The organism is Devosia sp. T2-14 (genome assembly GCF_055397495.1).
In genome coordinates this window covers 922,723-947,299 of record NZ_AP027921.1, presented here as the reverse complement: position 1 = coordinate 947,299, position 24,577 = coordinate 922,723, and the positions used below count along the sequence as shown (strand labels likewise).

Below are 24,577 nucleotides of genomic sequence, written 5' to 3'. Positions count from 1 at the left end.
GGTTCACTTTCTGGCAATCTGCCTTAGCGAAGTATTACGCCGCCGCATGACTTTATAGACTTGGTTAACCATTCCGCGGGTAGTGTTCGACCATGTTGGACACCCAGTCGTTGATTTGCGGAGCAGGTACGCCATGGCAAACCGGCGACTAGTGCTGGTCACGGCTGGGCCCTGGCTCGTTGCGCTGATCATCGGCGCGGCCCTGCTGCCCGTTCTGGGCAGCGGCGCCATCTGGCTGGCCAGTCTGGGCGGGCTCCTGCTGCTGGCTCTGGCCATCTCCCTCATCATTGCAATTGACCGCGATCGCCAGGACAAGGCGCTGCTGGCCTCGCTCGCGCTGGCCGCCGGACTCACCGAGAAGCCGGGCGAAGTGCTCGACATTTCCGGCATTGTCGGCCGGCTGGGCAAGAGGCTGGAGCGGGCGCACCATTTCAAGAGCGCCATCGCCGCCATGCATCAACCGGCTCTGGTGGTCGACGAGCAGGGGACCATCCTGGTGGCGAGCGCGGGAGCTTCGGCGCTGGCGCGGGGCGCCATAGCGGGGGCCAATCTCGATGCCCTGTTCGGCCCCGGCTATCTCAACGCCGGCGGCGGCGTTGCCGAAGAGGCCATGGTGATGCTGGGCAGCGCCCGCTTCACGGTCAGCCGCCGCTCCATCGCCGTCGGCCGCTACATGCTCGAACTGGTCCCGGCCGGCAGCTATATCGAGGACGACGATCTCGACGCTTTTGCCCATGCGCTGGCCAGCGGGCAGACCGGCTTCCGCTTCGAGTCCGATGTCGCCGCGATCAACCCGGCGCTGGGCGCGCTCAATATGGGCCTGATGGGCATCGATACCGGCCTGGCGCGGCTCGAAGGACTGATCACCGGCCAGGGCGAACTGCCCGATGCACTCGGCGGTCCGCTGGGCAATCTGGGCAACCTGATCAGCGACTTCATACGCGCGGTGGTCGCCCAGCTCGAAGACGAGACGCAACTGCGTACTTCGCTGGAAGAGCGCCTGGCCGCCGTTGGGCGCCTGCTCGATGGTTTCGAACGCCGTTCCGCCCAGTTCAACGCCATGACCAGCCAGAGCCAGAGCGATATCGACGTCATGCGCCAGACGCTGAGTGAGGGTGGCGGACGGCTGCGCCGCAATCGGATCATCGGGCATGAAGCCTGCGATCTGGTCGGGGAGGCCGACCTGGCCGTCCGCCGCACCCATCAGCTGGTCGGCGACATCGACCAGATGACCAGCGAGATCGACAAGATGGTGCAGGGCATCGAGGACGTGTCGTTCCGCACCAACCTTCTGGCGCTCAATGCCGCCATCGAGGCGGCGCGGGCGGGCGAGAAGGGGGCGGGTTTTGCCGTGGTGGCCGATGAAGTGCGCCAGCTGGCCCAGTTGACCAACCGTTCGGCGCGCGAAATCCGGGCCGTGGTCCAGCGCGGCCGGGCGCAGTCGGAAATCGGGGTCAGCGAAGCGCAGGCCCTGCAGGGAATGATCGTCGGCCTCGACGGGCATTTACGCAATCTAAGCAATGAGACCGATACGGTCGTTGCGACACTGGACGAGGGTGAAGAGGCGCTGAACCGCCTCGCCGGACGAATGGGGTCGTTCAGTCACGCGGAAGAACCCATGCCGGTTCCGCTTGCGCGACGGGCGCGCGCCTGACGACGCCTCTCGGCCAAGACTTTTATGGGGTAAGCCGAATGGATCAGGGGGAAATTTCCCTTAGCGATCGCGAATTTACGCGGATCAAGAACCGGGTCTATCAGGTGGCCGGGATCTCGCTGAGCGATGCCAAGCGAACGCTGGTGATCTCGCGGCTGAGCAAGATCGTGCGGGCGCTCGACCTGCCGGGCTTCGATGCCTATGTCGACTATCTCGAGCATGGCGGTAGCGCCAGTGACGGGCAGGACTTCGTCAACGCGCTGACCACCAACCTCACCCGCTTCTATCGCGAAGACCACCATTTCGAACATCTGCGGGGCCATGTCGGCAAGCTTATCGCCGACAAGCCGCGCGGCAGCCGCCTGCGCATCTGGTCAGCCGGCTGCTCGACGGGGCAGGAGCCCTATACGATCGGCCTCGACCTGCTGGTGGCTTTCCCCGAACTGCGCCGTTGGGACTTCAAGATCCTGGCGACCGATATCGACACCGCGGTGCTCGCCAAGGCCTCGCGCGGCATCTATCCGGCCAGCGAGCTGAACGGGCTCTCGCTCGAGCGTGCCCGCCATTTCGAGAAGCTGGGCGATGGCACGATCAGCCTGCCGCAGGAAGTGCGCGATCTGGTGTCGTTCAAGCCGCTCAACCTCATCGCGCCCTGGCCGATGAAGGGGCCGTTCGACGCCATCTTCTGCCGCAACGTGGCGATCTATTTCGACAAGCCGACGCAGGGCGAGGTGTTTGGCCGATTCAGCAAGATGCTGGCGCCGCAGGCCTTCCTCTATATCGGGCATTCGGAAAACCTTGGCGCCGGCGGCGGCGATTTCCGGCTGGTCGGCAAGACCGTCTATCAATCCAAGCTCAACTCCAGCAAGCGAGAAGCGGCATGAGCATCAAGGTCCTCGTCGTCGACGATTCGGCGCTGATCCGCGAAGTTCTGACGCGCATGCTGACGCGGGATGGCGACATCAATGTCGTCGCTACGGCGACCGACCCGATCGATGCGCGCGAAAAGATCAAGCAGCTCAACCCCGATGTGGTGACGCTTGATATCGAAATGCCCAACATGAACGGGCTGCAATTCCTCGACAAGCTGATGCGCCTGCGGCCGACCCCTGTGGTGATGGTCTCGACGCTGACCAAGAAGGGCGCCAGCGAAACGCTGCTGGCGCTGGAACTGGGCGCGGTGGATTTCGTCGCCAAGCCGAGCGCCGAATTCTCCGGCGGGATCGACGCGTTTGGCGCCAACTTGCGCGACAAGATCCGCGCTGCCGCCAAGTCCGACGTGCGCGGCCGCTCGGCTGGCCGGGCCGACCCGCCCAAGGTTGCGGCCAAGACGGCCAGTGCTGCGGCGCCGGCAGGGGCCATCATCGCGCTGGGTGCATCGACCGGGGGCGTTGAAGCCATCCGGACCGTGCTCAGCAACATGCCGGTCGACTGCCCGCCCATCGTCATTGCCCAGCATATGCCGGCCGGCTTCACCAGCCGCTTCGCGGCGCGGCTCGATGAAGTGTGCGAGCTGACGGTGTTCGAAGCGGAAGACCGCATGCCCCTGCTGCCCGGCCACGCCTATGTGGCGCGAGGCGACTACCATCTGCGGGTGGAGCGCTCGTCCGGCCAGCTCAAGGCGCGCCTGGCGCAGGACGAGCTGGAAAGCGGTCATCGCCCCAGCGTCGACGTGCTGTTCGAATCGGTGGCCAAGACCGTGGGGCCGATGGCGGTCGCCGCCATTCTCACCGGTATGGGCCGGGACGGGGCGCGCGGCCTCAAGCTGATGCGCGAAGCCGGTGCCTATACAGTCGGCCAGAGCCCGGGTTCGGCCCTGGTCTATGGCATGCCACGCGTCGCCTTCGAGGAGGGCGCAGTGGTCGAACAGGCTCCGGTGGAGGCCATTGCCGGCCGCCTGGCCAATGCGTTGGTCCGGCTGCGCCCTGCGGCGTAACAGCCTCCGGCGCAATGCCAACCTGCCAATTGAGACATTTGTAACGCTTGTTGCCTAGTGTTTCGCTCAATAACGGGGCCGCGGTCCCGGCGCTAAGAAGGTGAAATAAGATCATGCCCAAGGCGAGCGCTGTCAGCGTCCTTATCGTTGACGATCAGCAGTCCATGCGGGGTATCTGCAAGTACATTCTGACCCAGCTGGGGTTCAAGGACATCATCGAGGCCAAGAGCGGTCGCGATGCCCTGGGGAAGCTCGAAAAGGCCAATGTCGACCTGATCATTTCCGACTGGAACATGGAAGATATCGACGGCTTGACCCTGCTCAAGGTGATCCGCAAGCATCCGCGCACCCAGGCCATGCCCTTCATCATGGCAACCGGCCGGTCCGACAAGGAGCAGGTCAAGGAAGCCATTTCCTTTGGCGTCAACAACTACATCGTCAAGCCCTACGACGCTTCGACCATGAAGAAGCGCATCGAGGCGGTTATTGGCGCTCTGACCTGATCGGTCCCAAAACAGCTTGAAATGCCAACAAGGCCACCCGATCGGGTGGCCTTTTGCTTTGAATTATTGGCCGTGACTGCCGGCATTTTCCCGTAAGGACTGGTTAAGGGTCCATATGTATCGTTTGCATAAGTCGGAATACCGACGAATGAGGGGGAGATCGCCAATCCGCGCCAGTAAATCGGCGCGGTATTTTCATGACATCACTAGAGATGCGTGGACTGCGATCCAGAAGGGTTGGAGTATTCGATGGGTTTGCTGCCGCAGTTGAAGATCGCCCAGAAGTTGCCATTGGCGCTGGTGGGTTCGGCCCTGGTGGTGAGTGCCGGCGTGGGCATTGCCAGCTACATGATTGGCCTCAATACCGTGCAGGACCAGCGCGAGCAGTCGATGCAGGCATCGCTGCAGACCGCGGCCTCGCTGGTCAGCGACTATTACAGTGATGTCGAGGTCGACCTGCGCCTCTTCGCGCAGCGCTCCGACACAGTTACGGCGATGAAGAACCTGGCGCGTGGCGTCAGCGAGCTGCGCATGGCCATGGGCGACAAGGCGGGCGAAATCCTGCAGAAGGCCTATGTCACCGGCAATCCCAATCCCGAGCAGCGCTACCTGCTCGACAGCGCCAACGGCATGGGCGGCAGCTATGACGCGCCGCACAAGCGCTCGCATGGCGGCTTCCGAACGCTGATGCTGGAACGCGGCTATAGCGATGTGCTGCTGGTCTCTCCTGAGGGGGAAGTGGTCTATTCGGTCGGCAAGAACGCCGATTTCGGCGCAAATATCGTCAGCAATCGTGACCTCGCTCAATCGGGTCTCACCAAGGCCTTCACCACCGCGAAGGGGCTCAGCGCCGATCAGGCCAGCTTTGCCGACTATTCCCTCTATGCGCCTGTGGGCGCGCCGCTCAGCTTCATGGCCATGCCGGTCTTCGATGGCGATACCAGCATTGGCGTCATGGTGCTGGCCATTGCGCCCGATGTCATGAGCGCCAAGGTCTCGGCCTTGTCGGGGCTGGGCCAGAGCGGGGAAGTGGTCGTGGTGGGCAGCGATGGCCTGCTGCGTACCGAATCCCCGCGCACCGAGGCCAGCGACGTCCTGCAGACCAGCCTCACCTCGCCGGTCGTGGCCGAGGCCCTGGCCGGTCACACCAGCGAAGGCACCAGCACCGATTATCGCGCCGAGCCGATGGTGGTGCGCGCCCAACCGGTGAGCGTCGGCAATGTCACCTGGGCGGTGGTTGCCGCTCAGCCCGAGGCCGAGGTCTATGCGCCGGTGGTTCGAATGGGCCAGCTGATGCTGACCATTGGCGGGGCGCTGCTCGCCATCGCCGCGGTGGCCGGCTACTTCTTTGCCCGCTCGGTCAGCCGTCCGATCAGCCGCCTTACCAGCACGATGGAGGCGCTCGCCGATGGCGACCTCGATGTGGCGGTGCGCGGCGCCGATGGCACCGACGAGCTGGGCGCCATGGCGCGGGCGGTGGAAGTGTTCCGCGAGAACGGGCTCAAGGTCGCGCAGATGACCGAGGCGGAAGCCGCCCAGATCATCCGCAACCAGGCCGAACGCGCGGCCATGATGGGTGAATTGCAGCGCGCCTTCGGCGCCGTGGTTGATGCTGCCATTGCGGGCGATTTCAGCCATCGCGTCGAGACCGAATTCCCCGACGACGAACTCAATAGCCTGGCCCGCTCGGTCAACAACCTGGTGGCCACAGTGGATCGCGGTGTCAGCGAAACTGGCTCGGTGCTGGCCGCATTGGCCGATACCGACCTCACCCATCGCATGGAAGGGGACTATCAGGGGGCCTTTGCCCAGCTCAAGTCCGACACCAATGCGGTGGCTGACCGGCTGACCGAGATCGTCGGCCAGCTGCGCGATACCTCGCGGTCGCTCAAGGCGGCCACCGGGGAGATCCTTTCGGGCGCCAATGACCTCAGCGAGCGCACCACCAAGCAGGCCGCGACCATCGAGGAAACCTCGGCCACGATGGAGCAGTTGGCGGCCACCGTGCTGCAGAATGCCGAGCGCGCCCGCGAGGCCAGCGATGTGTCCTCGACCGTGACCCGCACCGCCGAAGAGGGCGGACAGGTGATGCATCGGGCCACCGAAGCCATGGAGCGCATCACCCAGTCCTCGGGCAAGATTTCCAACATTATCGGCCTGATCGACGATATCGCCTTCCAGACTAATCTTCTGGCGCTCAACGCGTCAGTGGAAGCAGCCCGCGCGGGCGACGCCGGCAAGGGTTTTGCCGTGGTCGCGGTGGAAGTGCGGCGCCTGGCGCAATCGGCGGCCAATGCCTCCAGCGAGGTCAAGGTGCTGATCGAGCAGTCGGCCGATGAGGTGAAGGGCGGCAGCCGGCTGGTGCTCGACGCGGCCTCCAAGCTCGAAGCCATGGTGACGACGGCGCGTTCAGCCGACGAGCTGATGACCGGCATCGCCCGGGACAGTCGCGAACAGGCCGGGGCGATCGAGGAGGTCAACACCGCCGTCCGCACCATGGACGAAATGACCCAGCACAATGCGGCCCTGGTGGAAGAGATCAACGCCGCCATCGAGCAGACCGAGGCACAGGCCACCGAGCTTGACCGGGTGGTCGATATCTTCGCCATCGGGGAACCGGCGGCGCCGGTCCAGGCCACCGCGGGCAAACCGGTGGGCGTACGTGGCCTGCAAGGCAAGCTCAAGTCGGCGGCCCGCTCCTATCTCAGCAACGGCAATGCCGCCATCGCCAAAGACTGGAACGAGTTCTAGCCTCCATTCCGCCAATTGAGGGCGCCGCGCAAGGTGCCCTCAATTGCGGCTCCGCCAGCATTGGGGGGGATACTGAAAGTCGAGCCGGTTTCATTGGTGAATTTTCTGCAGATTTTCAGTGCTGGAGCCAGTAAATGAAAATGAATGTCCTGTAAGTTATTATAATCTTTCATTAAATAGGCTGCCCTAGGCTCCCGCCCCATAATCATGCAGATGTTGGGGGCACGCATGTTCAAAGCCATTTCCACCTTCTTGGGTACATTGAGCCTGCGCTTTGTCATTTCGGCCGTGGTGACTTTCGCCATTGTCGCTTCGATCAGCATTGTCGCGGTCGGCATCTATCTCAACTACAGCAGCACCATGATCGCGCAGGGCCGCGACCGGCAGCAGGCCAATCTGCGCACGGCGGCGACGATCTTTGCCAGCACCACCAATTCAGCGGGCGGCACCGTGGTCAATTGGGGCGAAGACGGCACGCTGGGCAAGGTGACGCTGTGGGCGCTGCTGCCCTTCTTCGACACCGTGCTGGTCGACGGCATTTCGCGCGTCACCGGCGCCGAGACGGCGATCTACATCACCAACAAGGACACCAAGGAACTGGTGGTCAACACCACCACGCTCAAGACCGCCGCCGGCGAATCCGCCAAGGGCACTGTGCTCGATCCGGCAGGGCCGGTCATGGCGGCTTTGGTCGCGGGCAATTCGTGGTTTGGCGAAGAAACAATCGAGGGCAACGGTTACTACACCGCCTATCATCCGGTGGTGCGCGAAGATGGTGCGCTGGCCGGTGCACTGTTCGTCGGCGAACAGGTCGCTGCCATCGAAGCCTCGCTCAATGGCATGCTGGTGCTGACGCTGATCGTTGCTGCCATCACCACGGCGGTGCTGGGCGTTTTGGGCTATCTGGTTAGCCTGATGATTACCCGGCCGATCCCCCGCATTGCCGGGGCGATGCAGGCCATCGCCGATGGTCACTACCAGACCGAGGTTCCCTATACGGCGCGCGGCAATGAAGTGGGCGCCATGGCGCGCGCCGTGGAAGTGTTCCGTGACAATGGGCTGCGCGTCAGCCAGATGACCGAGGCCGAGGCGGCCCGCATCATCGCCGACCAGGCCGAGCGGCAGGCCATGATGGGCGAGTTGCAATCGGCCTTCGGCCAAGTGGTCGATGCCGCGGTCGCCGGTGACTTCACCCACCAGGTCACCGTCGAATTCCCCGATCCCGAGCTCAATGGGCTGGCCCGTTCGGTCAACAATCTCGTCAGCACGTTCAATCGCGGCGTGGCGGAGATCGGTCACGTGCTGGGGGCGCTGGCCAATACCGATCTCACCGAGCGCATGGAGGGCGAGTATGAGGGCGCCTTTGACACTCTCAAGACCGATATCAATGCGGTGGCCGACAAGCTGACCGAGGTGGTCGGGCAGCTGCGCGACACGTCCGGCTCGCTCAAGAGCGCGACCGGGGAAATCCTCTCGGGGGCCAACGACCTTTCCGAACGCACCACCAAGCAGGCCGCGACCATCGAGGAAACCTCGGCCACCATGGAGCAGCTCGCCGCCACCGTGCTGCACAATGCCGAGCGTGCGCAGGAGGCCAGCAGCGCCGCCGCTGGCGTTAGCCGCACCGCCGAAGAAGGCGGGCAGGTCATGCATCAGGCCACCGAAGCCATGGAGCGCATCACCCAGTCCTCGGGCAAGATCTCCAACATTATCGGGCTGATCGACGACATCGCCTTCCAGACCAATCTCCTGGCCCTCAACGCTTCTGTCGAAGCTGCCCGGGCCGGTGACGCCGGCAAGGGCTTTGCAGTCGTGGCCGTCGAAGTGCGACGCCTCGCGCAATCGGCCGCCAATGCCTCGAGCGAGGTCAAGGTGCTGATCGAACAGTCGGCCGGGGAAGTGAAGGGCGGCAGCCGGCTGGTGCTCGATGCGGCGGCCAAGCTGGAATCCATGGTCGCGGCCGCCCGTTCGTCCAACGAGCTGATGAGCGGCATCGCCCGGGAAAGCCGCGAACAGGCCGGGGCGATCGAGGAGGTCAACACCGCCGTCCGCACCATGGACGAGATGACCCAGCACAATGCGGCGCTGGTCGAAGAGATCAATGCCGCCATCGAGCAGACCGAAGCGCAGGCTAGTGCGCTCGACCGGATCGTCGATGTGTTTGCCGTCGGTGAAACCAGGGTCGCTCCGCAGCGGCGGGTCGAGCCCGTGGTCGCCCCGCGCAGCGCGCAGGACAGGATCAGGACGGCGTCCCGCTCCTATCTCAGCCACGGCAACGCGGCCATCGACAAGGACTGGAACGAATTCTAGGTCGCGATGACGAACCGAGATGAAAAGGGCGCCGCTGGCGCCCTTTTTAGTCTGGACCCGACTTCCGCCTGTCTGTTCCAGTATTATGGATCAGATCTTTGGGTAAAACCGGCAATGTCCGGCCATCACAACATTAGATTAACGGGTATCCCGTAGTTTTCCGGATCAATTGATTTGCCGGGTGTGTGTGACAGGTGTCGCCAGCGTCCGGATGCTCCGGGGGGAAACATCACATGCGCAAACTACTTGCCGGTCTCGGCAATGTCAGAATGACGACGACAATCGCCGTTCTGGTTCTGGTCGCCATTATCGGTTCCATTTCCGCCGTTTCGGGTGCCATCTACATGGCGCTGCACAGCCAGTCGGTCACCGACAGCGAGGCGCAGCAGGAGACCAATCTGGCGGTCGCTGCGACGATCCTTGAACGCCGCATTTCCGGCTCCGTGCTGCAATGGGGCGAGGGCGGCAAGATGGAGGCGTTCCAGAGCTGGGCGGTTCCCCCGTTCTACGACACCGAAATCATCGACTCGGTGACCCGCGTCACCAAGCAGCAAGCCTCGATCTATGTGCTGGACGGCGCGACGCAGAAGTTTGTCAGCAAGACCACCAGCCTTGAAGCGGCTGATGGCACCCGGCTGGCCGACATGGTGCTCGACGCATCGAGCCCCGCCTATGCCACGATCATGGCCAGCGAAGGCTATAACGGCAAGATGATGATCAATGGCGTTGAGTATTTTGGCGCCCTGCAGCCGATCGAGAAGATGAGCGGCGAAGTCATGGGCGCCATTTTCGTCGGCACCACCATGGCCAGCGTCGAGGCCTCGGCCAATGACGTGCTGGGCCTGATCCTGATGGTGGGCGGGCTGGTGACGGTGGGGCTGGGCCTTGTCGGCTTCGTGCTGTCCAATCTCATCACCAAGCCGATCCCGCGCCTGGCCAACTCGATGGAAGGGATTGCCGAAGGCAATTACGACACCGAGGTGCCCTATACCGAGCTCGGCAATGAAGTGGGCGGCATGGCCCGCGCGGTGGAAGTTTTCCGCCAGAACGGGCTGCGCGTCAGCCAGATGACCGAGGCCGAGGCCGCGCGCATCGTTGCCGACCAGAACAAGCGCCGCCGCATGATGAGCGAGCTGCAGACCGCCTTCGGCGCGGTGGTGGATGCCGCCGTGGCCGGCGACTTCACCCGCCAGGTGACCGTCGAGTTCCCCGATCCCGAACTCAATGGCCTGGCCTCCAGCATCAATAACCTCGTCAGCACCTTCAATCGCGGTGTCTCCGAGATCGCCCATGTGCTGGGCGCTCTGGCCGATACCGATCTCACCGAGCGCATGGAAGGGGACTATGAGGGGGCCTTTGCCACGCTCAAGAGTGACATCAACGCGGTGGCCGACAAGCTGACCGATGTGGTCGGGCAGCTGCGCCACACTTCGGGGTCGCTCAAGACCGCGACGGGAGAAATCCTCTCGGGCGCCAATGACCTCTCCGAACGCACCACCAAGCAGGCCGCGACCATCGAGGAAACCTTGGCGGCCATGGAACAGCTGGCCGGCACCGTCCTCAAGAATGCCGATCGCGCCCGCGAAGCCAGCGCCAATGCCGCGCAGGTCACCCGCACCGCCGAAGAAGGCGGGCAGGTGATGGATGCGGCCACTTCGGCCATGGAGCGCATTACCCATTCCTCGGCCAAGATCTCCAACATTATCGGCATGATCGACGACATCGCCTTCCAGACCAACCTGCTGGCGCTGAACGCCTCGGTGGAAGCCGCTCGCGCCGGGGATGCCGGCAAGGGTTTTGCCGTGGTGGCGGTCGAAGTGCGGCGCCTCGCCCAGTCGGCGGCGCAGGCCTCCAGCGAGGTCAAAGTGCTGATCGAGCAGTCGGCTGGCGAAGTCAGCACCGGCTCCAAGCTGGTCGGCGATGCCGCCGGCAAGCTCAAGGTCATGCTCGAAGCGGCCCGTGGTAATAACGGCCTGCTCGAATCCATCGCCAATGACAGCCGCGAACAGGCGTCGGCGATCGAGGAGGTCACCACCGCCGTCCGCACCATGGACGAGATGACCCAGCACAACGCGGCGCTGGTGGAACAAACCAATGCGGCGATCGAACAGACCGAAGCCCAGGCGGGCGAACTCGACCGCATCGTCGATGTGTTCCGGCTCGATGCCGAAGACCTGCCGCAGCGCGGCGTGATGGCCGGCCGCCATGCCGGCGTGCCGCAGCGCCCGGCGCGTCGCCACTCCAGCCATGGCAATGCCGCCATCGCCGAAGAGTGGAACGAATTCTAGCATCGTCATTAATGAATGCATCTTGCACCCCGTCACGCCCTTGCGTGGCGGGGGTTTTTGTCTGCGGGGGCAGGGATCTGCGATGCATCTATCTGAAATCGAAAGGGAAAATGCCGCCCTCGGTTTTGCGCGTTAAACATTCGCTTAAGCCCCGCTGGTAACTTCGCGGTGAAATAGACGCGGGCCGGCGCAAGCCGGACCTGTGGGGGAGCCTTTGGGGGGAAGACGGATGCTGAAGCGCGCGACGCGGATCATCGGAAATATCAAGCTGACGACGATGATCTCGATGCTGGTCATGTCGGCAATCATTGTGTCGATCATCGCGGTTACGGCGGCGACTTACGTCAACCTCAACGCCACGACGCGCGACAATGCCATGGCACAACTGGAGCGCGACCTGCGCACCGCCGCGACCATCGTGGGTGGCGACATGCCGGGCGCGCAGGTGACCTGGGCCGAGAGCGGTGAGATCGACGCCATCAAGACCTGGGCGATGCCGCGCCTCTTCGTCAATCACGACCTCATCGATTCCGTGGTCCGCCTGACCGGGGAAACCGCAGCGCTGTTCGGTGCCGAGAAGCCCGGCGAGCCCATGCTGTCGCTGACCAGCACGCTGCTCAATGCCGAAGGCGGCCGCAGCATCGGTGTGCCATTCCCGTCCAGCGATCCGGCCTATGCCGTCGTCATGGCGGGCCAGCCCCATATCGGGGAAACCACCGTCGACGGCGTCGACTACTATTCGGCCTATCAGCCGATCGTCGACCAGGAGGGCGGCGTCGTGGGCGTGCTCTATATCGGCACCGACAAGGCCACGCTCGAGGCCGGGATCCTGCAGACTCTGTCGATCCTGGCCGTGGTGGGCGCGGTAAGCGTCGCCATCCTTGGCGTGGTCGGCTACTTTCTGTCGCGCCTGATGATGGGTGCCGTGCCGCGCCTCGCCCAGACCATGAAGGTCGTGGCCGATGGCGACTATGATGCCAGCGTGGCCTATCTCGATCGCGGCAACGAATTGGGCGACATGGCGCGGGCCGTCGAAGTGTTCCGCCAGAACGGTCTCAAGATGAGCCAGATGACCGAGGAAGAGCGTGCCGCGTCCCAGCGCCGCCGCATCGAGCGCACCGACATGATGGTGGCGCTGCAGGCGGCATTTGGCGAAGTGGTGGATGCGGCGATTGCCGGCGACTTCACCAAGCGCGTCCATGCCCAGTTCCCCGATGCGGAGCTCAATTCGCTCGCCGGCAGCGTCAACAACCTGGTCGAGACCGTCGATCGCGGCGTCTCCGAAACCGGCACCGTCCTGGCGGCTTTGGCCGATACCAACCTCACCAGCCGCATGACGGGCGATTATCAGGGCTCGTTTGCCAAGCTCAAGGCCGACACCAATGCGGTGGCCGACAAGCTGACCGAGGTGGTGACCCAGCTGCGGTCCACCTCGCGCGCCCTCAAGACGGCGACGGGCGAACTGCTGTCGGGCGCCAACGACCTCTCCGAACGCACTACCAAGCAGGCCGCGACCATCGAGGAAACCTCGGCGGCCATGGAACAGCTGGCCCAGACCGTGGCCGACAATGCCCGCATGGCAGCCGACGCCGACGGCAAGGCCCAGACTGTGTCCAGGAGCGCCGCTCAGAGCGGGGTCACCATGGGCGAGGCCAATGCGGCCATGGAGCGGATCACCGCCAGCTCCGCCAAGATCTCCAACATCATCGGCATGATTGACGACATCGCCTTCCAGACCAACCTGCTGGCGCTGAACGCGTCGGTGGAAGCGGCGCGGGCAGGGGATGCCGGCAAGGGCTTTGCGGTGGTGGCCGTCGAAGTGCGCCGTCTCGCCCAGTCGGCGGCCAGTGCCTCGGCCGACGTCAAGGTGCTGGTCGAGCAGAGCGCCACCGAGGTCAAGGGCGGCTCGCGCCTGGTGTCGAACGCGGTCGATCAGCTGGCGGCGATGCAGGGCGCGGTGGAAGAGAATGCCAGCCTGATGCAGTCCATCGCCCAGGCCAGTCGCGAACAGGCATCTGCCATCGATGAAGTGTCGGTTGCCGTTCGCACCATGGACGAGATGACCCAGCACAATGCGGCGCTGGTCGAAGAGACCAATGCGGCCATCGAGCAGACCGAGGCGCAGGCCAGCGAGCTCGACCGTGTGGTCGACATCTTCACCATCGACGCCCGCGAAGATACCCATGCGCCTCGCGTTGCCGCGTCAGCCCGCGCCGCGGTCGGCCGGGTCCGTACCGCTGCGCGCTCCTACCTGTCGCAGGGCAATGCCGCGGTCGACAAGGATTGGGCCGAGTTCTAGCGCCTTCAGCGGGCGCGCCGGTTCGGTAGCGCCCGCGTCTGATACAGCGTCACCCGCAATCCGCCATGCAGCACCGGCGCGCCGGGCTTGTCGAAAGGAAGTCCGGTGGCCTTGGCCAGCTGCGGGTCGGTGGTGATGATGCCCACGCGCCAGCCGACAAACCGCTCCTTGAGCACCGCGCCAAGCGCCCGATAAAGCGTCATCAGCGGCGCCTTGTTGCCGATGCGTGCGCCATAGGGCGGGTTGATGATGACGAGCCCTGCCGGTCCCTCGGGCGGGGTCAGGTTTTCCACCAGCTGTTCGCTGAACTCGGTAAGCGCGGCAACGCCCGCCCGTTCGGCGTTTTCACGGCTCATGCGGATCGCGCCAGGATCGCGGTCGCTGCCATGGAACGTGATGTCGACGGTCCGCGCCTCGGTCTCCGCTGTCTCCGTGCGCATCATTGCCCAGCGCTTGGGCATGAAGCCCACCAGCTGCTCAAAGGCGAAGCTGCGTTCGCGGCCGGGCTTCAGCCCCAGCGCGATTTCTGCCGCCTCGATCGGAAACGTGCCCGAGCCGCACATCGGGTCGAGCACCGGCTCGCTGCCATCAAAGCCGCATTGGCGCAGAAACATTGCCGCCATGGTCTCGCGCATCGGCGCGCGGTTGACCGCTTCCTTGAAGCCGCGCTTGTGCAGGGATTCCCCGGTCGTATCCACGCTGACCGTTACCAGGTCGTCCTCGATCCGCACCATGATGCGGACCGTGGCGTCCTCGGCGACCGGCGCGCCCAGTTCCTCGGCAATCGCCGTCGCCACACGCTGTGCCGCCGCTCCGGCATGATAGATGCGGCTGCGCTTGCACGCCGCCTCGACTTTGACCGGCACGTCGCTGCGCAGCACCGAAGCCCAATCGAGCTTGCGGGCGCGCTTGTCGAGCTGGGCCAGATGCAGCGCCCGGAATTCCCCGATCCGCGCCAGCACGCGCGTGGCGCCGCGCAGTTCGAGGTTCGCCCGCCACACATCGTCCCACTGGCCCATGAAGGCCACACCGCCGGCAACCACCTTGGCCTCGGCAAAGCCGACTTCCAGCGCCTCGGCTAGCAGCGGCGCCTCCAGTCCGGGCGTGGCGACAAGAAAAATTTCAAAGGGCTCGGAGGAGATCATGGCGCGCCGGTTTGTGGGTGTGGCCCCCGCGTTACCACGCGACGTCCCCCACGGCTATGCCGGGCGGGACAAAATGCCGCCATCCCCAATGTCGTGCTGGCGTAGTTCCCTTCGGTAACTTACTTACTGGCGCAGCGATAAAGCTACTGTCCAAGTTAGGTTTACTATGAAGCTCTTTTACGCCCCGGGCGCCTGCTCGCTTGCCTCCCACATCGTGCTCGCCGAAATCGGCAAGCCCTACGAAATCGAGGCCGTCGACCTGCGCGCCAAGAAGACTGCATCGGGCGCAGACTATTTCGCGATCAATCCGCGCGGTGCCGTTCCGGCCCTGCAGATTTCCGAAGGCAACGTGCTGACCCAGGGGCCGGCCATCCTGCAGTATATCGGCGACCATTCCGCCAATGACGCGTTCAAGCCGGCCGCAGGCACCATTGAGCGCGCACGCTTGCAGGAAGCCCTGGGCTTTGTCGGCGACCTGCACAAGGCCTCCGGCGCGCTGTTCAACCCGGCCCTCGATGAAGCCGGCCGCACCGCTGCCGTGGCCGAAATCACCCGCCGCCTGACCCAGCTGGAAGCCATGATCCCGGCCGAGGGCAAGTTCATCCTGGGCGACGACTACACCCAGGCCGACGCCTATGCCTTCACCGTCATCAACTGGAGCCGCCAGACGATCGACCTCACCCAGTTCCCGCGCATCAGCGCGCTGATGGCTGCCGTCGGCGCCCGCCCGGCAACCCTGGTTGCGCTCAAGGCCGAAGGCCTGATGTAAGCCAAAGCGAAAGGGGCGCCCGGCGCCCCTTTTTTCTGCCCTGCACCGGGCAAATATCGGACATGCCCCCGCTCGCCTTGCCCGGGAAACCGGCCGGACCTATATCCCGGCGCAAGCGAGGACGACCTCCCCCTCCGGGGTTGATCTTTCGGGACGACCCGAAGACCAAAGGGGAACACCATGCGGACCACCGCTGACCGTATTCGCCATGCCATCAGTTTTGAAGTGATCGGTGTCGCGCTCGCCGCGCCGCTGGCCGCTTTTGCCTTCCACCTGCCGGGCGAGGATTCGCTCGTGCTGGTCGTGGCGGGCGCCACGATCGCCATGCTGTGGAACTATGTCTACAATCTCGGCTTCGACCACCTGATGGTGCGCCGCAATGCCGGGACGCAGAAGACGCTGGCCGTCCGTGTCATCCACGCGTTGATGTTTGAGCTGGGCCTCTTGCTGCTCATGCTGCCGGCCGTCGCCTGGTATCTGCAGATTTCGCTGTTGCAGGCGCTGGTCATGGATATGGCGCTGGCCGCCTTCTACATGGCCTATGCCTTCGTCTTCAACTGGGCCTATGACCGTGTCTTCCCTCTGCCAGAGTGGCAGGAAGCCAAGGCCTGACCGGGCAACAAAAGGGGCGCGATGCGCCCCTTTTTCTATTCCAGATAGCCCATCGATTTGAGCGTCAGCAGCACCACGACGAGCGCGCCGATATAGGCCCAGCGCCGCCAACTGCCCCATAGCACCTGCAGGAGACTGCGCGGCTCGTTCATTCCGCCGCCGACTTCTGGCCGGTGCCGAACTTGCGCTCGATATAGTCGGCGACCATCACCTTGAACTGGTCGGCCACGTCGGCCCCGCGCAGGGTCGCCACTTTCTGCCCATCGACAAAAACCGGGGCAGCCGGCGTTTCACCCGTGCCCGGCAGCGAAATGCCGATATTGGCATGCTTGCTTTCGCCGGGGCCGTTGACGATGCAGCCCATCACGGCCACCGACAGCGTCTCGACGCCCGGATAGCGCTCGCGCCATTCCGGCATCGAGATGTTGAGGTGGTCCTGGATATCCTTGGCCAGGTGCTGGAACGTGTCGGACGTGGTGCGACCACAGCCGGGGCAGGCCGCCACCACCGGCAGGAACTGGCGGAAGCCCATGGTCTGCAGCAATTCCTGCGCCACCTTGACCTCGGTGGTGCGATCGCCGCCCGGCTCGGGGGTAAGGGAAATGCGGATCGTGTCGCCAATGCCCTGCTGCATCAGAATGCCCAGGGCGGCCGACGAGGCGACGACGCCCTTGGTGCCCATGCCCGCCTCGGTCAGGCCCAGATGCAGCGCATAATCGCAGCGCGCCGCCAGGTCCTGATAGACAGCGATCAGGTGCTGCACATCGGACACCTTGGTCGAGAGGATGATGCGGTCGCGCCCCATGCCCAGCTCCTCGGCGCGGGCGGCGCTCAGCAGCGCCGACTGGATGATCGCCTCGCGCTGCACCGCCGCCGCCGAAATCGGGGTGGGGGAGGCGGCATTCTCGTCCATCAGCCGGGTGAGCAGTTCCTCGTCGAGCGAACCCCAGTTCACCCCGATGCGCACCGGCTTGTTGTGACGGTTGGCAATGTCGATCAGCGTCGAAAACTGCGTGTCGCGCTTGGCCTTGAAGCCCACATTGCCCGGATTGATGCGATATTTCGCCAGCGCCTCGGCACAGGCCGGGTGGTCGGTCAGCAGCTTGTGGCCGATATAGTGGAAGTCGCCGACCAGCGGCACGTCATAGCCCAAAACCGCCAGGCGATCGCGGATGATCGGCACGGCGGCGGCGCTCTCGTCGCGATCCACCGTGATGCGCACGATTTCCGAGCCGGCCCGGGCCAGTTGCATCACCTGGCGCACCGTGGCGTCGATATCAGCGGTATCGGTATTGGTCATCGACTGGACGACGACGGGCGCGCCGCCCCCGACCATCACGCCCCCGACATTGACACCCACCGATTGCCTGCGCGCGAGCGGCCCAGCCATGAAACACCTCGAATTATCTTGCCGCAGAGATAAGCTTCTCCCGCTAACGAAGCAATGTTTCACTCCGATGTCGAACGCACACAATCGCGTTCGTCGTGGCAGAGAAACCCCAGCGGAGCGCCCAAAGATGTCTTTCCAGGCCTATCTCGACAATATTGAGACCAATACGGGCGTCAGCCCTGACGAATTCATCCGCCTCGCCACCGAAAAGGGATTTACCAGGCCCGGCACCAAGGCCACCCCGATCACCGATTGGCTGAAGGCCGATTATGGCCTGGGCCACGGCCACGCCATGGCCATCGTCAAACTGCTGCGCGAGCGCGGCGGGCTGAGTTAAACGGCCAAACCCAGGAAGATCGCGCCGACCACCAGCAGGCAGGCACCAAACACGGCGAGCCAGAAGACCATGATCCCGGCGATGGCCGCCGCCTTGCGGCGCATCGACTGCTGGCTGAAGCACAGTTCGACCCAGCTATAGAAGGGCTTGTGCGCGGCGAAGAGCAGTCCGAACGTCAGCCAGGTCAGGAATACCGCAAACGAGCCGAGCGCGGCGACCTTGAGCCAGTAGGGCACGAAGTCCGGCACAAAGCCCCACCCGGCCGACAGCAGGGCCCACAGGCCCATGAGCACCACGAGATTGCGGCCCAGTTCGATGTGAGACTTCAGCGGCTCTGCGAACATTGGTTCGGACGTCATGCGCGAATCCTTTCTTCTGGTTGCACAAGATCGTCGTCTGGATTTGAGCAAGAACGAAGACGTATTTTCGAGGCGGCAAGCGTGCCCCAACCTCTTGAACCCGCCCCCAATCGCCCTACGTAAGAGCCATGTTCAAGATGCTCCTCCCTCGCCTCGTCCTCTTCCGCAAAGAAGTCGTCCAGCTCTGGAAGGCCTTCTTCGCGCCCGAGACCCCGTTCTTTCTCAAGGCGGCAACGCTGTTCACGGCCTTCTACCTGGTCAATCCGTTCGACATCATTCCCGATGTCCTGCCGGTGATCGGCTGGGTCGATGACCTGATCCTGATCCCCCTGATGGTCAGCTGGATCGTCAGCCGGCTGCCGGTTCCGGTGCGCGCCGACATGCGCGAGCGCAACGACCGCACCATCGACGGCCGCGCCCGCCGGATGTAATTGCCCGCCGCCAGGCGCCCAAAACAAAAAGGCCCGGATCGCTCCGGGCCTTTGTTGTTTACTCGAACCGCACCAGCAGGTCCTTGGCGTCGATCTGGTCGCCCGGCTTGATCAGCAGCTCGGCGATCACCCCGTCTACTTCGGCATGGATGGCGGTTTCCATCTTCATCGCTTCAATCGAGCACAGCACGTCGCCGGCGGTCACCGACTGGCCCTGCTTGACGGCCAGCGTCGAGATCACGCCCGGCATCGGGGCGCCGACCTGCTTGGCATCGCCCGGCACGGCCTTGGCGCGCACCTTGACCTCACCGGCCTTCAACCGATCAGGGACCACGATGGTACGCGGCTGACCATTGAGGTCGAAGAACACGCGCACTTCGCCCTTTTCGTTGGTCGGGGCGCGGCCGAGATAGGTCAGCACCAGCGTTTTGCCCTTTTCGATGTCGACGAACAGCTCGTCGCCCTCTTCCAGGCCATAGAAATAGACCGGGGTCGGCAGCACGGCCGTCGGGCCATAACGATCCTGGGTCTTTTCGAAATCGGCGAAGACCTTGGGATACATCAGATACGAGGCGAGGCGGAAATCGTCGATTTCATGGCCCACTTCGCCCGCGATCTTCGTGCGCTCGGCTTCGAGATCGACATCTTTCAGATACGAACCCGGACGCTCGGTCAGCGGGGCCTTGCCCTTGAGCACCTTCTTCTGCAGCGCTTCGGGGAAGCCACCCGGCGGCTGGCCGAGATCACCGGCAAAGAAGCCGACGACGGAATCGGGGAAGGCGATGTCGCGCTTGGGGTCTTCCACATCGGCGCGCGTCAGCCCGGCCGAGACCATGGCCAAAGCCATGTCGCCGACCACCTTGGAGCTGGGCGTGACCTTAACGATATCGCCGAACATCTGGTTGACGTCGGCATAGGTCTGGGCGACCTCGTGCCAGCGGGTTTCCAGACCCAGCGAGCGGGCCTGTTCCTTGAGATTGGTGAACTGGCCGCCCGGCATTTCGTGCAGATAGACTTCTGAAGCGCCGCCCTTGAGATCGCTCTCAAAGGCCCGGTACTGCGTGCGCACGGCTTCCCAGTAGAACGAGATCTGGCGGATCGCCTTGGCGTCGAGCTTGGGGTCGCGCTCGCCGCCGGCCAATGCCGCGACAATGGAACCCAGCGTGGGCTGGCTGGTCGTACCGCTGAGGGCGTCCATGGCTGCATCCACCGCATCGACACCGGCTTCCACGGCGGCCAGCACCGTGGCTGAAGCCGCGCCCGACGTGTCGTGGGTATGCAGGTGAATGGGCAGGCCCACTTCCTGCTTGAGCGTGGTGATCAGCTTCTTGGCGGCGGCGGGCTTGAGCAGCCCGGCCATGTCCTTGAGGCCCAGCACGTGGGCGCCGGCGGCTTCGAGTTCCTTGGCCAGCGACACATAGTATTTCAGGTCATACTTGGCGCGCTCGGGATCGAAGAGATCGCCGGTATAGCAGATGACGCCTTCGGCAACCTTGCCCTCTTCGATCACCGCGTCGAGGCTGACGCGCATGTTCTCGACCCAGTTGAGGCAATCGAAGACGCGGAAGATGTCGACGCCGCCCTTGGCCGCCTGGCGGACGAAGAACTTGACCACATTGTCCGCGTAATTGGTGTAGCCGACGCCGTTGGAGCCGCGCAGCAGCATCTGGGTCAGGATATTGGGCGCGCCCTCGCGCACCTGGGCCAGGCGCTCCCACGGGTCCTCGTTGAGGAAGCGCATGGAGACGTCAAAGGTCGCGCCGCCCCAGCATTCAAGGCTGAAGAGGTTCGGCAGGCCGCGCGAATAGGCTTCGGCAATGCGGGTAATGTCGAAGCTGCGCATGCGGGTGGCCAGCAGCGACTGGTGCGCGTCGCGCATCGTCGTGTCGGTAAACAGCACGCGGGTCTGGTTCTTCATCCATTCGGCCAGCGCCTTGGGGCCCTGCTGGTCGAGGATCTGCCGGCTGCCTTCCACCGCATAGAGCTGGGGGAATTCCGGTACGACCGGCGCCGCGGCTTCGGCGGGCGGGCGCGGGCGGTCGCGCACTTCGGGATGCCCGTTGACCGTCACGTCGGCAATGTAGCTCAACAGCTTGGTCGCGCGGTCCTTGCGCGGCTTGAAGTTGAACAGCTCAGGCGTCGTGTCGATGAAGCGCGTCGTGTAGCGGTTCTCGATGAAATCGGGGTGGGTGATGATGTTCTCAAGGAACGCCAGGTTGGTAGCGACGCCGCGGATACGGAATTCGCGCAGCGCGCGGTCCATGCGGGCAATGGCTTCCTCGGCCGTCGGCGCCCAGCAGGTCACCTTTTCCAGCAGCGGATCGTAGAACCTTGTGATCACCGCGCCCGAATAGGCGGTGCCGCCGTCGAGGCGCACGCCGAAGCCGGTCGCACCGCGATATGCGGTGATGCGGCCATAGTCGGGAATGAAATTGTGCTCAGGATCCTCGGTGGTCACGCGGCACTGGATGGCATTGCCGTTGAGGCGGATGTTTTCCTGGGTCGGCACGCCCGATTCTGGCGTCCCGATCACCGCGCCATCGAGCAGATGGATCTGCGCCTTGACGATGTCGATCCCGGTCACTTCTTCGGTGACGGTGTGCTCCACCTGGATGCGCGGGTTTACTTCGATGAAGTAGAACTTGTCGGTGTCGGCATCCATCAGGAACTCGACCGTGCCGGCGCCACGATAGTTGGCGGCCTTGCCCAACCGCACGGCGGCGTCGGTTAGTTCCCCACGCACCTTGTCGTCGAGATAGGGGGCGGGAGCACGCTCCACCACCTTCTGGTTGCGCCGCTGCACCGAGCAGTCGCGCTCATAAAGATGGACGAGGTTGCCGTGATCGTCGCCGATCAGCTGCACCTCGACGTGGCGGGCGCGTTCGACCAGCTTTTCGAGATACATCTCGTCCTTGCCGAAGGCGGCCTTGGCTTCGCGCTTGCCTTCGCTGACTTCCGAGAGCAGCGACTTTTCGTCCATGATGCGGCGCATGCCGCGCCCGCCGCCGCCCCAGCTGGCCTTGAGCATCAGCGGGTAGCCGATCTCGGCGGCCAGGCGCTTGATCTCATTGGGGTCTTCGGGCAGCGCGTCGGTAGCGGGAACCACCGGCACGTTGGAGGCGATCGCCATGTTGCGTGCGGCAACCTTGTTGCCGAGATCGCGCATGGTCTGGGCGCGTGGCCCGATGAAGATCAGTCCCGCCGCTTCGCAGGCATCGACGAATTCCGGGCTTTCCGACAGCAGGCCATAGCCGGGATGGATCGCGTCGGCGCCGGAGAGGCGCGCAATGCGGATATATTCGTCGATCTGCAGATAGGCTTCGACCGGGCCCTTGCCCTTGCCGATCAGATAGGCTTCGTCGGCCTTGAAGCGGTGCAGCGCCAGTTTGTCTTCTTCGGCGAAGGCGGCGACCGTTTTGATCCCCAGTTCGTTGGCGGCGCGGAACACGCGGATGGCGATTTCGCTACGGTTGGCGACGAGGATTTTCTTGATTGGCATCGATTGCATATCCGAGCAGGAGGGATTGGGGCGCTTCGGCCCGGCTCAGGTCAGTCAAAACGAATGGGACGGTTGCCCGCCCAACCGTCAGAACTTCAATTAGGTACGGCTCAGGTGGCCGGCGAGGTGGCTCATGTCGTAGCCGGCATCAGCCGCCTGCGCGATGATTTCGCTCGCGTCGACCTCTCCCGCCTGGCTCAGCGCCCACAAAGTGGTCGAGCGCGTTCCCGAACGGCAGAAACAGAAGACCGGGCCGGCGCTCCCCTCGAGCACTGATCTGGTCTGTTCGACCATGTCGGGGGAAACCCCTTCGCGGCCGAGCGGAATGAAGTGATAGGCCAGCCCGGCAGCTTCGGCAGCCGCGGCGATATCGGCATTGGCCGGCTGGTCGGGCGATTCCCCATCCGGCCGGTTATTGATGATGGCGACGAAACCTGCGGCTTTGAGCGCTGTAACATCCTCTGGCCAGATCTGCCCGGAGACGCTGACGTGATCGTTGATCCGCTTCAAATCCAAGTGTCTACTCCCGCTGCCAGGTGGCAATTGCGGGCCCCTTATATCCACCGCTCCCCGCATGACGCAACTGCGACGGAAGGATAGCTGTCATGAAGCTGTCGCCTCAGGCAGCGCTGGCCTCGGTCCGGCCCTGTGCAGCCTGCAGCACATGCAGCGGCTGCGGGCGTCCCAGGAGGAACCCCTGCAGGCCCGTGCAGCCCGCCGCCTGCAGGATGGCCATCTGCTCCAGGGTCTCCACGCCTTCGGCAATCACGTCGACCGGCATGGCGCGGGCGATATCGCAGGTGGCCTGCACGATCATCGCGTCGATGCGGTTGTCGACGATACCAGCGACATAGCTGCGGTCGATCTTGATCACGTCAAAGGCAAAGCGGCGCAGATAGTGCAGGCTGGCATGTCCGGCGCCGAAATCGTCGATCGCCACGCGCAGGCCCATGTCGCGCAGCATGCCCAGATTGTCCTGCTCGAAGCCGCCATCGAGCAGGGGCGCGGTCTCGGTGATCTCCACCACCAGCCGCGTCGGGTCGGCCCCGCATTCGGCCAGGATATCGGCGAAGCGCAGGGCAAAATCCTGTCGCCGCAACTGCACCGGCGAGATGTTGATGGTGACGGACCTTGCTCCCAGCGCCAGCAGGGCCGGAAGGTCGGCGGAGCAGCGGCGCAGCACCCATTCGCCGAGCTTTTCGATCAGGTCGCTCATTTCGGCGACCGGCACGAATTCGCCCGGCGCGATCATGCCGCGCACCTTGTGCCGCCAGCGCACCAGCGACTCGAACGAGCGCACGCTGGCCCCATCCGCCGAGTAGATCGGCTGATAATAGAGCTCGAGCTCGTTCATCAGGATGGCGGCGCGCAATTCGCGCTCGACAAAGCGCCGGTGCCGCTCGTCGCCCAGCATGTCCTCGTCAAAGGCGATGGTGGCGCCGCGCCCGGCGCGCTTGCCGCTATAGAGGGCGAGGTCCGCTTTGGAGATCAGGTCATCGACGTCCCCGGCATCATGCGGGGCCGTGGCCACTCCGATCGTGGCCGAAAGGCGCAGCGTGCGCCCGGCAATCTGCACCGGCCGCCCCAGCCGCTCGCGCAATTCGTCGCCCAGCCGCCCCAGCGCGCGCTTGTTGTCGAGCCCGGGAATGGCGATGCCGAACTCATCCCCGCCCAGCCGGCCGATAATGGCGTCGGGCAGCAGGCCCCGCATGGTGCGGGCCAGATGCACCAGCGCCTGGTCTCCCGCGCCATGCCCGTTGCCGTCGTTGAGCACCTTGAGATTGTCCATGTCGATCTGCATGTAGCCCAGCGTCTTGCGCGAGCCGTGATAGAGATCCCGGCGGATGGCATCGAGGAAATAGGAGCGGGTGAAAACCCCGGTCAGGGCATCCCGATGCGCCGAGGCGAGGCTCGCCCCGACTGCGGCGCCGGCCTCGGCAACCTGCGAACGTACCATGCGGTGGGCGACCAAAATCGCCACCGGCGCGACCAGCGCCAGCCCGCCCATCACCCAGAGCAGGGCTCCCAGCGCGGGATTGGCGTCGCCGTTGAGCCGCACGGCCAGCCCGCACAGGCCCAAAAGCGCCAGGCCCAGCCCGCCCAGCACCAGGCGCAGCATCAGGTAGCTCTCGTCGATCTTGTAGAAAGTTGGATGGAGAGACATGCGCGCCCGCCGCTAACAACCACGCCGCCCCGGCGCCCTGCCGCCACCATCATGATCACCTATGAACAAATTGCTGATTTGTTCGAATTTAGTCGTTGTTTTTCAATCTGTTAGCGTCACAAAACTGTCA

At 64.3% G+C, this 24,577-nt stretch carries 19 protein-coding genes; 12 read left to right on the top strand and 7 right to left on the bottom strand.

Annotation, left to right across the window (positions count from 1 at the left end; all coding sequences use genetic code 11):
* Positions 1-133: 133 nt before the first annotated feature.
* From ACZ5WT_RS04610 to ACZ5WT_RS04590, 5 genes are all read left to right on the top strand, one after another.
* Positions 134-1,654 carry a methyl-accepting chemotaxis protein gene (locus ACZ5WT_RS04610; protein WP_464286213.1) on the top strand — a complete coding sequence of 507 codons (1,521 nt, stop codon included), beginning with the start codon at positions 134-136 and terminating at the stop codon, positions 1,652-1,654.
* A 38-nt stretch (positions 1,655-1,692) separates the two neighbouring features.
* Entirely contained in the window at positions 1,693-2,538 is an 846-nt protein-coding gene (locus ACZ5WT_RS04605) for a CheR family methyltransferase (RefSeq protein ID WP_464286212.1), read from the top strand.
* Complete coding sequence (locus ACZ5WT_RS04600; protein ID WP_464286211.1) at positions 2,535-3,590, top strand: protein-glutamate methylesterase/protein-glutamine glutaminase; 1,056 nt, start codon at positions 2,535-2,537, stop codon at positions 3,588-3,590. The genes ACZ5WT_RS04605 and ACZ5WT_RS04600 overlap by 4 nt, the downstream gene beginning before the upstream one ends.
* Before the next feature lie 113 nt (positions 3,591-3,703).
* Positions 3,704-4,093, top strand: coding sequence for a response regulator (locus ACZ5WT_RS04595; protein WP_464286210.1), 390 nt, complete (start codon positions 3,704-3,706; stop codon positions 4,091-4,093).
* 249 nt (positions 4,094-4,342) lie between these two features.
* Positions 4,343-6,844, top strand: a complete 2,502-nt coding sequence (locus ACZ5WT_RS04590) for a methyl-accepting chemotaxis protein (protein ID WP_464286209.1) — start codon at positions 4,343-4,345, stop codon at positions 6,842-6,844.
* Here ACZ5WT_RS04590 and ACZ5WT_RS04585 read toward each other — a convergent pair.
* Complete coding sequence (locus tag ACZ5WT_RS04585) at positions 6,841-7,086, bottom strand: hypothetical protein (protein ID WP_464286208.1); 246 nt, start codon at positions 7,084-7,086, stop codon at positions 6,841-6,843. The genes ACZ5WT_RS04590 and ACZ5WT_RS04585 overlap by 4 nt on opposite strands.
* Between ACZ5WT_RS04585 and ACZ5WT_RS04580 the strand changes: the two genes are divergently transcribed.
* The 3 genes from ACZ5WT_RS04580 to ACZ5WT_RS04570 all read left to right on the top strand — a co-directional run bounded on the left by ACZ5WT_RS04580 (position 7,073) and on the right by ACZ5WT_RS04570 (position 13,741).
* Positions 7,073-9,154, top strand: a complete 2,082-nt coding sequence (locus ACZ5WT_RS04580; RefSeq protein ID WP_464286207.1) for a methyl-accepting chemotaxis protein — start codon at positions 7,073-7,075, stop codon at positions 9,152-9,154. The two genes, ACZ5WT_RS04585 and ACZ5WT_RS04580, sit on opposite strands and share 14 nt — an antisense overlap.
* Before the next feature lie 233 nt (positions 9,155-9,387).
* Positions 9,388-11,442: a methyl-accepting chemotaxis protein gene (locus ACZ5WT_RS04575; RefSeq protein ID WP_464286206.1), complete on the top strand. Its 2,055-nt coding sequence runs from the start codon at positions 9,388-9,390 to the stop codon at positions 11,440-11,442.
* A 229-nt stretch (positions 11,443-11,671) separates the two neighbouring features.
* Complete coding sequence (locus tag ACZ5WT_RS04570) at positions 11,672-13,741, top strand: methyl-accepting chemotaxis protein (protein ID WP_464286205.1); 2,070 nt, start codon at positions 11,672-11,674, stop codon at positions 13,739-13,741.
* Between the two features lie 5 nt (positions 13,742-13,746).
* On the opposite strand, the gene ACZ5WT_RS04565 is transcribed toward ACZ5WT_RS04570, so the two are convergent.
* A complete protein-coding gene (locus tag ACZ5WT_RS04565) occupies positions 13,747-14,886 on the bottom strand; it encodes a THUMP domain-containing class I SAM-dependent RNA methyltransferase (RefSeq protein ID WP_464286204.1) in 1,140 nt (379 codons plus the stop codon).
* Positions 14,887-15,052: 166 nt separating this feature from the next.
* Between ACZ5WT_RS04565 and ACZ5WT_RS04560 the strand changes: the two genes are divergently transcribed.
* Complete coding sequence (locus tag ACZ5WT_RS04560; protein ID WP_464286203.1) at positions 15,053-15,655, top strand: glutathione binding-like protein; 603 nt, start codon at positions 15,053-15,055, stop codon at positions 15,653-15,655.
* A 180-nt stretch (positions 15,656-15,835) separates the two neighbouring features.
* Positions 15,836-16,267 (top strand): PACE efflux transporter, encoded by a 432-nt coding sequence (locus ACZ5WT_RS04555; protein ID WP_464286202.1) that lies wholly within the window; start codon positions 15,836-15,838, stop codon positions 16,265-16,267.
* A 148-nt stretch (positions 16,268-16,415) separates the two neighbouring features.
* Here ACZ5WT_RS04555 and ispG read toward each other — a convergent pair whose 3' ends face one another.
* On the bottom strand, positions 16,416-17,657 hold the full coding sequence (ispG, locus tag ACZ5WT_RS04550; RefSeq protein WP_464286201.1) for a flavodoxin-dependent (E)-4-hydroxy-3-methylbut-2-enyl-diphosphate synthase: 1,242 nt from the start codon (positions 17,655-17,657) through the stop codon (positions 16,416-16,418).
* A gap of 127 nt (positions 17,658-17,784) precedes the next feature.
* On the opposite strand from ispG, the gene ACZ5WT_RS04545 reads away from it, so the two are divergent.
* Entirely contained in the window at positions 17,785-17,994 is a 210-nt protein-coding gene (locus tag ACZ5WT_RS04545) for a DUF4287 domain-containing protein (RefSeq protein WP_464286200.1), read from the top strand.
* On the opposite strand, the gene ACZ5WT_RS04540 is transcribed toward ACZ5WT_RS04545, so the two are convergent.
* On the bottom strand, positions 17,991-18,353 hold the full coding sequence (locus tag ACZ5WT_RS04540) for a hypothetical protein (protein WP_464286199.1): 363 nt from the start codon (positions 18,351-18,353) through the stop codon (positions 17,991-17,993). The two genes, ACZ5WT_RS04545 and ACZ5WT_RS04540, sit on opposite strands and share 4 nt — an antisense overlap.
* Positions 18,354-18,481: 128 nt before the next feature.
* Here ACZ5WT_RS04540 and ACZ5WT_RS04535 point away from each other — a divergent pair, with 128 nt between their 5' ends.
* On the top strand, positions 18,482-18,784 hold the full coding sequence (locus tag ACZ5WT_RS04535) for a YkvA family protein (protein ID WP_464286198.1): 303 nt from the start codon (positions 18,482-18,484) through the stop codon (positions 18,782-18,784).
* A 58-nt stretch (positions 18,785-18,842) separates the two neighbouring features.
* Here ACZ5WT_RS04535 and pyc read toward each other — a convergent pair whose 3' ends face one another.
* The 3 genes from pyc to ACZ5WT_RS04520 all read right to left on the bottom strand — a co-directional run bounded on the left by pyc (position 18,843) and on the right by ACZ5WT_RS04520 (position 24,447).
* Positions 18,843-22,283 (bottom strand): pyruvate carboxylase, encoded by a 3,441-nt coding sequence (pyc, locus tag ACZ5WT_RS04530; protein ID WP_464286197.1) that lies wholly within the window; start codon positions 22,281-22,283, stop codon positions 18,843-18,845.
* A 99-nt stretch (positions 22,284-22,382) separates the two neighbouring features.
* The gene (locus ACZ5WT_RS04525; protein WP_464286196.1) at positions 22,383-22,799 is read right to left on the bottom strand and encodes a protein tyrosine phosphatase family protein; all 417 of its coding nucleotides are present in this window, start codon (positions 22,797-22,799) and stop codon (positions 22,383-22,385) included.
* 103 nt (positions 22,800-22,902) lie between these two features.
* Positions 22,903-24,447 (bottom strand): putative bifunctional diguanylate cyclase/phosphodiesterase, encoded by a 1,545-nt coding sequence (locus tag ACZ5WT_RS04520; RefSeq protein WP_464286195.1) that lies wholly within the window; start codon positions 24,445-24,447, stop codon positions 22,903-22,905.
* Positions 24,448-24,577 lie beyond the last annotated feature (130 nt).

Excerpts from the sequence above, each read along its gene's own strand:
- ispG (WP_464286201.1), bottom strand. The coding sequence starts at position 17,657 with ATGGCTGGGCCGCTCGCGCGCAGGCAATCGGTGGGTGTCAATGTCGGG.
- ACZ5WT_RS04610 (WP_464286213.1), top strand. The coding sequence starts at position 134 with ATGGCAAACCGGCGACTAGTGCTGGTCACGGCTGGGCCCTGGCTCGTT.
- ACZ5WT_RS04540 (WP_464286199.1), bottom strand. The coding sequence starts at position 18,353 with ATGACGTCCGAACCAATGTTCGCAGAGCCGCTGAAGTCTCACATCGAA.
- ACZ5WT_RS04595 (WP_464286210.1), top strand. The coding sequence starts at position 3,704 with ATGCCCAAGGCGAGCGCTGTCAGCGTCCTTATCGTTGACGATCAGCAG.
- ACZ5WT_RS04585 (WP_464286208.1), bottom strand. The coding sequence starts at position 7,086 with ATGGCTTTGAACATGCGTGCCCCCAACATCTGCATGATTATGGGGCGG.
- ACZ5WT_RS04555 (WP_464286202.1), top strand. The coding sequence starts at position 15,836 with ATGCGGACCACCGCTGACCGTATTCGCCATGCCATCAGTTTTGAAGTG.
- ACZ5WT_RS04580 (WP_464286207.1), top strand. The coding sequence starts at position 7,073 with ATGTTCAAAGCCATTTCCACCTTCTTGGGTACATTGAGCCTGCGCTTT.
- pyc (WP_464286197.1), bottom strand. The coding sequence starts at position 22,283 with ATGCCAATCAAGAAAATCCTCGTCGCCAACCGTAGCGAAATCGCCATC.
- ACZ5WT_RS04545 (WP_464286200.1), top strand. The coding sequence starts at position 17,785 with ATGTCTTTCCAGGCCTATCTCGACAATATTGAGACCAATACGGGCGTC.
- ACZ5WT_RS04590 (WP_464286209.1), top strand. The coding sequence starts at position 4,343 with ATGGGTTTGCTGCCGCAGTTGAAGATCGCCCAGAAGTTGCCATTGGCG.
- ACZ5WT_RS04575 (WP_464286206.1), top strand. The coding sequence starts at position 9,388 with ATGCGCAAACTACTTGCCGGTCTCGGCAATGTCAGAATGACGACGACA.
- ACZ5WT_RS04605 (WP_464286212.1), top strand. The coding sequence starts at position 1,693 with ATGGATCAGGGGGAAATTTCCCTTAGCGATCGCGAATTTACGCGGATC.
- ACZ5WT_RS04565 (WP_464286204.1), bottom strand. The coding sequence starts at position 14,886 with ATGATCTCCTCCGAGCCCTTTGAAATTTTTCTTGTCGCCACGCCCGGA.
- ACZ5WT_RS04570 (WP_464286205.1), top strand. The coding sequence starts at position 11,672 with ATGCTGAAGCGCGCGACGCGGATCATCGGAAATATCAAGCTGACGACG.
- ACZ5WT_RS04560 (WP_464286203.1), top strand. The coding sequence starts at position 15,053 with ATGAAGCTCTTTTACGCCCCGGGCGCCTGCTCGCTTGCCTCCCACATC.
- ACZ5WT_RS04600 (WP_464286211.1), top strand. The coding sequence starts at position 2,535 with ATGAGCATCAAGGTCCTCGTCGTCGACGATTCGGCGCTGATCCGCGAA.
- ACZ5WT_RS04535 (WP_464286198.1), top strand. The coding sequence starts at position 18,482 with ATGTTCAAGATGCTCCTCCCTCGCCTCGTCCTCTTCCGCAAAGAAGTC.
- ACZ5WT_RS04520 (WP_464286195.1), bottom strand. The coding sequence starts at position 24,447 with ATGTCTCTCCATCCAACTTTCTACAAGATCGACGAGAGCTACCTGATG.